General features: G+C 33.9%; 10 protein-coding genes. 2 read left to right on the plus strand and 8 right to left on the minus strand.

Annotated features, from left to right (window positions below; genetic code table 11):
* Nucleotides 1–99: 99 nt before the first annotated feature.
* The 5 genes from F8162_RS23750 to F8162_RS23770 all read right to left on the minus strand — a co-directional run bounded on the left by F8162_RS23750 (nt 100) and on the right by F8162_RS23770 (nt 7,249).
* Nucleotides 100–735, minus strand: a complete 636-nt coding sequence (locus F8162_RS23750; RefSeq protein ID WP_151630574.1) for an FMN-dependent NADH-azoreductase — start codon at nt 733–735, stop codon at nt 100–102.
* A 219-nt stretch (nt 736–954) separates the two neighbouring features.
* Nucleotides 955–2,940, minus strand: a complete 1,986-nt coding sequence (gene pbpC / locus F8162_RS23755; RefSeq protein ID WP_151630575.1) for a penicillin-binding protein 3 — start codon at nt 2,938–2,940, stop codon at nt 955–957.
* Nucleotides 2,941–3,095: 155 nt separating this feature from the next.
* A complete protein-coding gene (locus F8162_RS23760; RefSeq protein ID WP_151630576.1) occupies nt 3,096–3,584 on the minus strand; it encodes a dihydrofolate reductase in 489 nt (162 codons plus the stop codon).
* Between the two features lie 19 nt (nt 3,585–3,603).
* On the minus strand, nt 3,604–4,560 hold the full coding sequence (locus F8162_RS23765; RefSeq protein ID WP_002085878.1) for a thymidylate synthase: 957 nt from the start codon (nt 4,558–4,560) through the stop codon (nt 3,604–3,606).
* 106 nt (nt 4,561–4,666) lie between these two features.
* The gene (locus tag F8162_RS23770) at nt 4,667–7,249 is read right to left on the minus strand and encodes an alpha-L-rhamnosidase (protein ID WP_151630577.1); all 2,583 of its coding nucleotides are present in this window, start codon (nt 7,247–7,249) and stop codon (nt 4,667–4,669) included.
* A gap of 184 nt (nt 7,250–7,433) precedes the next feature.
* On the opposite strand from F8162_RS23770, the gene F8162_RS23775 reads away from it, so the two are divergent.
* Complete coding sequence (locus F8162_RS23775; RefSeq protein WP_151630578.1) at nt 7,434–8,891, plus strand: serine hydrolase; 1,458 nt, start codon at nt 7,434–7,436, stop codon at nt 8,889–8,891.
* 127 nt (nt 8,892–9,018) lie between these two features.
* Nucleotides 9,019–10,302 carry a S41 family peptidase gene (locus F8162_RS23780; protein ID WP_151630579.1) on the plus strand — a complete coding sequence of 428 codons (1,284 nt, stop codon included), beginning with the start codon at nt 9,019–9,021 and terminating at the stop codon, nt 10,300–10,302.
* Nucleotides 10,303–10,338: 36 nt separating this feature from the next.
* On the opposite strand, the gene F8162_RS23785 is transcribed toward F8162_RS23780, so the two are convergent.
* From F8162_RS23785 to F8162_RS23795, 3 genes are read right to left on the minus strand one after another with little or no spacing between them, the layout of a single operon-like run.
* Nucleotides 10,339–11,271 carry an aminoglycoside phosphotransferase family protein gene (locus tag F8162_RS23785; protein WP_151630580.1) on the minus strand — a complete coding sequence of 311 codons (933 nt, stop codon included), beginning with the start codon at nt 11,269–11,271 and terminating at the stop codon, nt 10,339–10,341.
* Between the two features lie 11 nt (nt 11,272–11,282).
* Nucleotides 11,283–11,669: a VOC family protein gene (locus F8162_RS23790; protein ID WP_151630581.1), complete on the minus strand. Its 387-nt coding sequence runs from the start codon at nt 11,667–11,669 to the stop codon at nt 11,283–11,285.
* Between the two features lies 1 nt (nt 11,670).
* A complete protein-coding gene (locus F8162_RS23795) occupies nt 11,671–12,306 on the minus strand; it encodes an HAD family hydrolase (protein WP_151630582.1) in 636 nt (211 codons plus the stop codon).
* Between the last annotated feature and the right edge of the window lie 38 nt (nt 12,307–12,344).

Raw genomic sequence — 12,344 nt, forward strand, 5'->3', positions numbered from 1 at the left:
CCTATTATCATTCCGACCTTCATTATACTAGACAAACGAAGGAAAAAGAAGAAAAAATGTCCAAACAACAAGTGCTTGGACATTTTTAAGTATTCTATATTAGAAACGTTTTGCTAATTCACGAGCATTAGCAATTGCTGCTTCTTTAATTTCTGGTGCTTTTTCAGGGTTGGCATTCATACCTTCAACTGCAATATATTCAGTATCATTTACACCGATGAATCCTAATACTGTTTTTAAGTGATTGCGGCCGAAGTCTACAGCTGCGTATGCTCCTTCAGAATAAACGCCACCTGTCGCTTGAATGTGAAGTGCTTTTTTGCCTTCTAATAAGCCAACTGGACCATTTTCAGTATACTTGAATGTTTTACCTGCGATTGCTAAGTTATCTAAGTATGCTTTTACTACTGGTGGATAGCTAAAGTTCCACATTGGAGTTACGAATACATAACGATCTGCATGCATAAATGTTTCTAAGTTTGTGTTCATTGCTGCTACTTTTTGTTGTTGAACTTCAGTTAAAGTTTCAAATCCTTCACCTGCTGCAAATTTACCCCAAGCAGCAAATACATCTGCATCAATTGCTGGTACTGTAGTGTTGAATAAATCAATTGTTACCACTTCATCTTGTGGATGTTCATTTTTGTAAGCTTCGATGAAAGCTTCCCCTACTGCCATTCCGAAAGAACCTTCTGCTGAATTTGGATTTGCTGTAATAAATAGTACTTTTGTCATTGTATTCTCTCCCTTTTATACATTTTATCTTTAATTTGAGATTTATAATTCGGAAGTAAATAACTTACCTTATGTAAGTATAATACAAAAAGTCATAATTAATGTCAATAAAAAATAGCTACTTTTTTTTCGTAAGTTAATAAATTAATATCTTCAATACATTTTTCGTAAAACAAAAAAACTACCTCCACATTTCATGGAGATAGTTTTCCTCAATTTCTATTTTTGAAAAACATGTTTCACTTTTTCAGCAGGAATGTTACTTCCGCCTCTACCTTTTACATCTTCAATCATCATCGTAATGACCATATCTGGTGAATTTAAATCAAATGCAGCGAACCAGCCTAGTTCTTTTCCTTCGGCCTCTTTTGATACTTTTAATTCGGCTGTACCTGTTTTTCCAGCAAGAGTCATTCCATCAATCTTAGCAATTTTCCCAGTACCATCTGGATCATTAATTACTTTCGTCATAGCAGTTTTTAATATATCCTGATTGCCTTTTGAAATTACATTCTCTTTCCAAACTTTTGGTTGCTTATCTGTTTTAATAATATATGGAGAAGGTATATTTCCATCATTAACAATTGGTGCGTACGTTAATGCTAGATGGATTGGAGTCATTAATACTTGCCCTTGTCCATAACCTGTGTCTGCCATTTGAATATCATTTTTAATACCATCATTTGCGATTTTAGAAGCTGGGAATCCATATTCAATTGGTAATTTCTCATCGAATCCGAACTTTTTCGCTTCACTCATAAATTTATCTTTCCCGATTTTCAAAGCTTCTTGTGCGAAATAAATATTATCCGAGTATTTCATCGCCTTATCAAAATCAATCGGATTTGCATCTTTTACACGCGTTACATAATAATTACCCCAAGAAGAATCTTTTGTCCATTTTAATCCTTCAATTTTCAACTCTTCTTTTGGATCAATTGTTTTCGTTTCAAGACCGATTGCAGCTGTAATCGGCTTAAATACAGATCCTGGAACTGATAATTGTGTAAATCGATTCGTCATCGGTTTTTTCGGATCATTATTCCACGCTTCACGTTGTGCTTTTGATGTACCTCTTGCAATTATGTTGGGATCATATGCTGGGCTACTTACAAGTGCAAGTGTTTCTCCACTTTTCGGATTAATTGCCGCACTTGAACCCGCCTCGCCTTTCATTTCATTATAAGTTTTTTCTTGAACAGCACTATCAATCGTTAAAGTTACATTTTCTCCATCAACAGCATCTGTTTTTGCTAAATTTTTAATTTCTTTTCCTTGTGCATCTTCTACGAAGACACGACCACCTTTTTTACCGCGTAGCTTTTCTTCCAGTACTTGCTCTAAACCAGCTTTACCTACTGGATCATCTGCTTGATAGCCTTTCTTTTGTAGCGTTTTTAAATCTTCAGCATTCACTTTTCCAATATAACCAGTAAGATGTGCTGCAGCTTCCCCTAACGGATATGTACGAACATTTACTGGTTTTGTTGCAATACCCGGTAAATCTATGTACATATTTTGTGTTGCTCCTTCAGGCAATATTCCCATTGGTACAAGGTAATTTGGTTTTACCCATTTAGCTGCTAGTTTTTGATCAATTTCTTCTACAGACATATTTAGCAACTTCGCTACCGTTTCTTTCGTTTGCGGAGCAGCATCCCCTAACTGTTCAGGAATCATTCCGATTTCAGAGGCTTTACCATTTACCGCAAGATATTTACCGTTACGGTCATATATTTCTCCGCGCTTCGGTTGTGTCGTTTGCATACGCACTTTACTATCTTTCGTCATACCTGGGAATATAAAATCAGGAGTCCAATCTACTTTCCAAGATTCTTTATCTCCATCTTTTTCTTTCACCATTTTTGCTTCATGGCCAAAAGTGATTTTTCCACCCACTGTATCCATGCTTACTTTAAAAGGAACAGGACCTTCATCTTTTTTATCTTCTTTTACTTCCCCTGTTTCTACTTTTAAATCTTTCACTTCAATGCCAGCATAAATTTTTTCATATTTCTCAGTGAATTCTTTCTTTGAAATATCTTTTTTTGCCTTTTCTGATAATTGATCATACATTTCTGCAAATTTTTGTTTATTCCATGATTTTGCATATGTATCAAACGCTTCTTGTGGTTTTTCTTCTTTACCACATCCAACTAACATGAATGTTAAGCAAAGAAAAAGAATCCCCCATATCTTTCTCAATCGATTCTCCTCCTCTTTCTACACAAATACTTTAGAAAATTTTAGCATTTTTACATGCTACCATTCATTATAGCACTATCGAATCTCATCTATAAACCTATATTGATGGATACAAATAAAAAGATTGATGCGAATATTCACATCAACCTCTATTATTATTGTCGCTTTTCATATACATGATAATAGTACATATACGGATTTTTTTCATCCGTTAAACCTTTTTCAACAAAAATTTCTTTCCAATTTGTCATATCCATTTCTGGGAAGAATGTATCTCCTTCAAATGCATGATGGATTTTTGTAATATATAACTTGTCTACGTAAGGTAAAAAGAGATCATAAATTTGCGCTCCGCCAAAAATAAAAATTTCCTCTTCATTTTTGCATAGTTCAAACACTTCTTCTACAGAATGTGCTACTTCACAGCCTTCAACATGATACCCTTCATTACGAGTTACAATGATATTACGTCTTCCAGGCAGTGGTCTACCAATCGCTTCATAGTTTTTTCTTCCCATAATAAGCGAATGACCCATTGTTGTTTTCTTTACATATTGTAATTCACTCGGTAAACGCCAAGGTAAATTATTATCTTTACCAATTACTCTATTCTCGTCCATTGCAACCATAAATGAAACAATCATCTTTTCATCTCCTCTACAATTATACTGCAACCGGTGCTTTAATTGCTGGGTGTGGATCATATCCTTCAATCGTTAAATCTTCCATTTCAAAATCAAACACAGATTTCACATCTGGATTTAATGTAAGTTTCGGGAACGGACGCGGTTCACGTGCCAATTGCTTTTCTACTTGCTCAAAATGATTCGTATAAATGTGTGCATCTCCAATTGTATGAACAAATTCTCCAACTTCAAGTCCGCATTCATGTGCAATTAAATGTGTTAGTAGGGAGTAACTTGCAATGTTAAATGGTATTCCAAGGAATATATCCCCACTTCTTTGATATAGCTGACAAGATAGTTTACCGTCTGCTACATAAAACTGGAATAGCGTATGACAAGGTGGTAATGCCATACTTGGTACATCTTCAGGATTCCAAGCAGATACAATGAGGCGACGTGAGTCTGGTGTTTTTTTAATCATTTCAATTACATCTTTTAATTGATCAAGCGTCTCACCAGCTGTCGTTTTCCAAGCACGCCACTGCTTACCGTATACGTCTCCTAAATAACCATATTTATTTGAGAAATCATCATCTTCTAAAACGTTCTTTTTAAACAATTCCATTTGCTCATCGTACTGTACTTTAAATTCCTCATCTTGTTGTGAGCGAAGACCGAAATCAGTCATATCAGGACCAGTATACTCATCGCTTTCTACCCAGCTCTTAAATGCCCATTCATTCCAAATGTTATTATTATGCTGCAATAAATAGCGAATATTTGTATCACCTTTCATAAACCAAAGCAGCTCACTTGCTACAAGGCGAAACGGCACTCTCTTTGTCGTTAATAAAGGAAAACCTTTACTTAGATCAAAACGCATTTGATATCCAAATACAGATACAGTGCCTGTCCCTGTACGATCTTCTTTCTTCGTACCATGCTCCATTACATGGCGGCATAAATTTAAGTATTCATATTCAGCATGTTTCATATGTAGTAAACCCTTCTTTCAATCTTATATGGAATTTATCATAACATGAAAAACAGTGAATTTAATAATCCAAATCAATAAAAAATATTTCTATATAAACAGAATTCTACTTCAATATATTTTTAAAAAATGTAAATGTATAATCCCCTGATCCTAAAGCCCTTTCAATGTTATGTTCCGATTTCCAACTTGTTTCGTCCATCCTTAATGTAGCACTCGTATTAGGTGGTATAGAAATATGTAAAAAGGCTTGTTCCTTTTCTAAACGCCACTCAATCTTAATTTCTCCATAAACTGTTTCACGTTTTACTTTAACCCATTCTAAATTCGAATCAAAATGTGGTTGTACATAAAAATGTTTATATGCAGGTTTAGCTTCATCCACTTCTAATCCAACAATATATCGGTATATCCATTCAACGATAGAGCCATATGCGTAATGATTGTACGAATTCATACTATCATTCCAAAGTGTTCCATCCTCTTTCATGCCATCCCAATGTTCCCAAATCGTTGTGGCACCTTGTTTCACTTGATATAACCATGATGGATAATCTTCATGAAATAGAAGCTTACAAGCAAGGTCATGACGGTTAAACTTGCTTAATATTAAATTTAAATACGGTGTTCCTATAAAACCAGTTGTTAAATGATTTTTACTTTCTTTTAAAAGCTCAATTAAGCGATTAAATACTTTCTCCTTCACATTATCTTTCACTAGTTCAAAAAGAAGTACTAGTATGTGGGCTGTTTGTGTATTCGAAATTAACCTACCATTTGGTGTAACGAATTCATTTTGAAACGCTTGAACAATATTTCCATGTAATTCTTTATAAAACGTAGCATCTGTTTTTTCACCTAAAATCTCAGCAATTTTTTGTACAAGCGATGTTGAATATGCATAAAAAGCCGTCGCAATAAAATACTTATCTGTTCCGCCTTCATATACATCGGGTTTCGTATCTAATGCAAGCCAATCCCCTAAATGATAGCCTGTATGCCATAAATACTCGTTCTCACCTTGTGAACGTATGTAATCTATATACTTCTTCATACTGTCATATTGTTCTTTTAAAATTGATACATCTCCGTAATGCAAATAATGAACCCATGGACATATAATTGCTGCATCGCCCCAACCACCAGAAGTATGTAAATCAAAATCCTCTCTTTTCCCAAAAGCATCTGGAATAACTAAAGGCACAGCTCCGTTTTTATTTTGGTCTAATGATAAATCTTGGAGCCACTTTTTAAAGAACAATTGTACATTCATAATTTGCGCAGCTGTTCCAATGAACATTTGTGCATCTCCTGTCCATCCAAGTCGATCATCTCGCTGCGGACAATCGGTTGGCACATCAAAAAAGTTCCCTCTTTGAGACCATTCCACATTTTGATGAAGTTGATTGATTAATGGATTAGACGTTTCAAATCCAGTCGCTTTTTCCATATCTGTATGCAATACAATCCCTTCGAAATCTGCTATTTGAGGCGGCTGGGTTAATCCACTTACCTTCACATACCTAAAGCCTTGATATGTAAAATGAGGTTCAAACGTTTCCTCCTCTTCTCCTTTTGCTATATACACTATTTTTTGTTTTGCCTTGCGGAGATTTCCAGCGTAAAAACTACCGTCTTTATCCAATATTTCAGCGTGATTCAATTCTATCTTTTGGCCACTATAAACATGACGGACTATAAATTGAACCCAACCCACCATATTTTGCCCCATATCAATAAGCCATTCATGATTTGGTAGTTTTGAAATAGAGATAGGTTTTATAATTAACATTTTACGAATTGATTCATTTTTTTGCGAAACAATTATTTGTTTGGAATGCTCAATTATTTCAACATCTTCTAGCACTTGTTCACTTTCTTCTAGCCTAGCATCATAAACTTCTCCTTCATAAATTTCTGAGTACAAAATTGGGCTTGAAGTTACCTTCCATGTTTCATCCGTTACAATTTTTTCTTTCGTTCCATCTTCATAGGTTATATGTAATTGAGCAATTATTGCTCGTCTTTTCCCATAATAATTACGTACATGATGCACGGTAATCGGCCCCTTATACCAGCCATTACCTACCAGTACAGAAATATCATTTTGCCCAATTTTTAATACATGCGTTATATCATATGTTTGATACAATACCCTTTTATCATAACTTGTCCATCCGGGAGTAAAATAGCAATCTCCAATACGTTCTCCATTTATAGAAGCCTTGTATAATCCTAAACTAGTAATATATAAACGTGCTTTTTTAACTAATTTTTTAATAGAAAATCTTTTTTTAAAGGACATAACTTGCGTGCACTCTTTTTTCGCAGCAATCCAATTTCCGCTCCAGTTATCTTGCCCTTGTAATCCAGTCTCCCAAAATGCAACTTTAGACCAAGATGATTCTTCTCCGTAATTATCCCATACCTTTACCCGGTAAAAATAACGCGTCTCTGCTTTATATGAAAATGAATTGACTGGTACATGTATACTTTGATCTGTTTCTACTTTTTGCGAATCAAACATTATAATCTCAAAATCTCTATCCTTCGCAACCTGCAATTGATAAGCAATTTGTTTTACATTTCGGTTCCTCGACTCAAGCTGCCAACTCGTTTTCACAACTTTTGAATCCATACCTATCGGATTTTTTTTATTATCGCAAAGCACTCTCTTTATTGTTAGCACACTTCTTCACCATCTCTTCTAAATCTTAATTTAAATTAATTATAATAAAAATAAAATTCTAAATAAATAATAATTTCATTCATTCTTACAAAATTATTAACTTTCCATATTTAAAAAGGTTTTTATTTTCTATTACCGAAAGTATAGTGCGGTAGAACAAAATTTATATTTGGAGGTTAGAAGTATGTCTAAAATTGAAACTCCTGTTATGACTTCTTTACAAACAACGGTTGAAAAAATGATGAAGGATTTACATGTTCCTGGTGCTGCTGTAGCTATTATAAAAGACGGTGAAGTTATTATTTCAGAAGGTTTCGGCTATCGTAATATAGAGACAAAAGAGGCTGTTACACCGAATACTCGGTTCGCAATTGGTTCCTCAACGAAAGCTTTTGGCACTCTTTCATTAAGTTTATTAGCACAGCAACAAAAATTTAATTGGGATAGTCCTGTCCAGACTTATATACCTAACTTCTCTTTATCTGAACTACTTGCTAGCTCACAAGTTACAGGACGAGACTTAGCTTCTCATCGCACTGGGGTAAGTCGTCATGATGCTCTTTGGTACAGCTCTTCTTTAACTCGAAAAGATTTAGTAGAAAAAATTAAACATTTATCACTTGATGCTCCGTTCCGTACAGCATTCCTTTATAACAACTTAATGTATGCAACAATGAGTTATATTGTAGAAAACATTACGAATCAAACGTGGGAACAATACGTTACAGAGCATATTTTAGATCCTTTAAATATGGATCAAACAAACTTCTCTGTTACAGATTCACAAACTACAGATGATTACGCTTTACCTTACGTTGAAAAGGAAGGTGAAATTAAAGAAGTTCCATTCCGTAACATCGATACAGTTGGCGCTGCTGGGTGTATTAATTCTACAATTAAAGATATGGCAAATTGGGTACTTCTTCACTTAAACAAAGGGAAATTTGGAGATCACGAGCTAATCTCTCCTGAATTATTACAACAATTGTTTACACCACATAATTCCATTCCAGATCAACCAGTTTTATCACTTCCTGAATCTCCATTAAATAGTTACGGTCTTGGTTGGTTTATAAGCGCTTATCGTGGTAAAAAGGTGATTCATCATGGCGGTAATATTGATGGATTTTCAGCGCTTGTTTCATTCATGCCAAATGAAAATGTGGGTCTTGTTATATTAACGAATGCTGGAGGTACATTACTTCCTACTTATCTCGCTAATCAAATTTATGACGAACTACTTGAATTAGAATCCATTGATTGGCATAAACGTGCCGTAGAAGATACTGAAAAAATGAAGGAAATGATGAAAGAAGCGACTGAATCACTTCCTGAACAAATTCAAGGAACTACACCTTCTCACAAGGTAGAAGATTATACTGGTACTTTTGAACATCCTGCTTATGGGACATTACAAGTATACAAACGAGATGATTCGTTATATGTACAATTTATGGAGATGGATATTCAATTAGCGCATCATCATTACGACATCTTCTCTGCTAAAGTTGACTTATTCCAAATGAAAATGAATTTATTATTCGCTTATGAAATGAATGTGAATGGTGAATTCCCATCTCTTCAGTTACATGTGCCAACTATGTTAAGTACGCAGCCACTTGCATTTAAGAAAATTAAATAAATTTTTAATAGAGGGATGATAACACATCCCTCTATTTCCCTTTAAATTATCCATCTCAAAAAAGGATAATACGTAAAAGATACAGAATTCTATTATTCAGCTAATTAAATTATCAGGAGGAAAAGCTGTGTACACAGAAATTTTTAAAGAAATTGTTTCGATTACTCATCACGATTATTCAGGCTGTTTAGATAAGGAAGGATGGGACGATCCTGTTACTTATTTACAGACAGTTGAGAAACTAGAGAAACTTGGAGAACTAACACCCGTACAATTTACTGAAATTGTATGGGATTACTTACTAGACTTTAAAGATAATCATATGTTTTTCAAAATGTACTCTAACAATCAACCTCTTAACAGTGTTGGATTCCAAGTGAAAAGATACGAAGACCGCCTATATATTACATCCACTTCACATGAAGTAAGAGTGAAAAAAGGACAGTCTATTCTTGCAATAGATCATATGAAAATTCCTGAGCTATTAATAAAATATAAAAAGTATTTAAACGAAACTTCATATGAACGCGAAAAATGGGATTATGTTTTATTAAAATCATCCAATTGTACACTTATAGATGAAGATGGATTGACGCAAACAATTACTTTACAAAAGTATAAACAAAATGAATACACGCCTATTTATTCATTTAAACAGCATAATAAAGATACACTTTTAATTACTTTGACGGACTTCACAAATGCTGAAGCTATTAATAAATTATTAGACTCACATAAAGATGAGCTTAATACTTTTCCAAACTTAATAATAGATGTGCGTTTGAATCGTGGCGGGAGCGATGATGCATTTTTTAAATTACTTCCTTACATATTCGAAGACAAAGAGATTTCCCTTTTCGATTCTTCAGATACAATGCAATTAAATCATACAGAACGAAACTTTCAATTACGTATGAAAGACATCGAAATGGAAGATTATGATTCTTTAGACGAACTTTCCAAAATATATACAGATATATTTATTCAAGATTTAAAAAAGAATTATAAAAAAGGTTTCGTTACATTTAATCCTTCTGAATTACCAAAAGAACTCCAATCATTAACAATACACGGAAGAAAATCACCTACTAGAGTAGTGATATTAACAGATGTTACATGCGGAAGTTCTGGTGATTCTTTTGTAGAAGTTGTAAAAAAATCATTGAAAGTAAAAGTAATAGGTCGTCCTACTGCTGGCTTAAATGATTATTCTAATTTAGCGGTAATGGAATGGGCAGATACATTCGCTCTTTACTACCCTACTTCACGGCTTTCTATTATAGATAAAGGCGAAGGAATGTCCGGAATTGGCATACAACCGCATATACATATCCCGTGGACTCCGGAACATATACAAGAAGATGTAGATTTAAAGTTAGCATTACAACTACTTCAAAACGAAGAATGGTAAATAAAAAAGGTAGATGTGAATCACACCTACCTTTTTTTATTTCATGTCAATCTTTTCTGGTTGAAACCAGATTGGCTTCGATAGCTCAAAGTCCTTATGATCCTCTAAAACGATAGTAAGGCGTTCTAACGTATCATCTAACATGTGCGGTGCTGCTCGTAATGACCAGACAACTGATGAGAAAACTGTCATGCCAACGTATACCGCGTATAATCTCCAAAACTCCTCTGGTATTCTCCCATTAAAGTATCCTTCTATTTGTCCGATTGAATACGGAATACTAATATCCCTTGCAAATAGTGCAATTTTTACGAAATCATGAAGTGGGTCGCCCCAGTCGTAGCCATTGAAATCAACTACACCTACATATTTCGCATCACGTACAATTATATTCTCTAAATGAAAATCATCGTGTTGAAATCGATTTGGGCGGTTCTTTACATATATTTCATTTTCATCTATAAACTTAATGATTTTATCATCATTTTTTATTTTTATTCCACATGTTTTATATGCCTCTACATATTTTTGATGTTTTTTCATTGCTCTTTCATACCAAGGAAGTATATCCTTAGGAGCTTCATATGTATGCATTTTCGCTAAATCTTTTCCTGCCTCTATACCAATTGCATATTGTTCTTTTGGTGAATACGTAGGCAATAGCTTCTTCGCATCTTCTCCTTCTATATATGAAAAAATACCATAGCATAAATCTTCTTCTTCCAATAAACCCATCTCAATTGGTTTTTGAGCTTGCACACTACGGTTTTGCATTTCATTTAAAATTTGAAACTCTATTTTCTTTCTTTCGTACTCTTTTATATCGCCCGTCCGCAATAAATATTTTTCATTATTTGCATTCGTAATGATATATTTCTTATCAGGTGAGAAACCTTTAGAAATTTCTTCAATATTTGCTGCATCTTTGATTATTTGTATATTGTTTTGCCATGTTGTAATTGTTTTCATGTATATTCCCCTTACATTTCTACATTTGGTGTATACGCTACTTCTATAATAAATCCATTCGGATCGTAAAAATCAATTGTATAATAACCTTCCGAATAATGATTCATTTCAATTGGACCACGTATTATCTTTATTTTCGTACTAGAAAGAAACTCTGCTACCTCATCAACTACTTCTCTTTTAATAGCTTGGTAACAAATATGTCTAGGACCTAACGTCCTTACGATTTCCTCGTCTACCTCCTTAAAATATATTTCACTTTCTCCCGTACTATATGATACTTCATTTAACTTTTTCCATCCAATTATGGAAAACAACATATCGTAAAAAGAAATGGATTCCTCTATATTCGCTACCCAAAATTCAATATGATGAATACCTGCTCGAAGTGTATTCATATTAAGAATATGCCCCTTGTACTACTTGCACAATTTCCATCGGTGTATGAACCATATAATTTGGTGCATCTTTTTTCACTGTTTCAATGACATCATACCCCCAAGATACCCAAATCACATTCACCCCAGCCTTTTTACACGCTGCTACGTCTCTCTGTTCGTCACCAACGTATAACATTTCTTTCTCTGTTATCTTTTTGGATTTTAAAAACCTCTTTATCATTTTATCTTTCCCAAACAAATTTTTTGAACAATACACTTCTTGAATATTTTCTATATCATTATTGTGTAAAAATGCTCGAATATGCTCTTCTGAGTTAGAAGATATAACGGCAATTCCGTAGCCTTTTTTATGTAGTTCATCTAATACATCCTTCATCCCATGGAACAAAACGAGATCTTTTATAGCAGGTTGATACAATTTATAAAATTCTAGTGCTAATATTGGTAGTTTATACAGTGGTACATCGAGTTGTTTACATCGCTCTGACATCGTTAATTTACGTAAATACTCAATTTCTTCTTCTCTTACCGTTTTATACCCGTGCTTTTCAGCAAGCTGATTATAAATTGGTACAAATATATTTTGTGAATCTACTAATGTGCTATCAAAGTCAAAAACAATATACTTTTTCATTCCCATACTCCCTTTGCTTCTTTTTTCTAAACCTATTT

Source organism: Bacillus sp. CH140a_4T, assembly GCF_008923725.1.
Lineage (GTDB): Bacteria > Bacillota > Bacilli > Bacillales > Bacillaceae_G > Bacillus_A.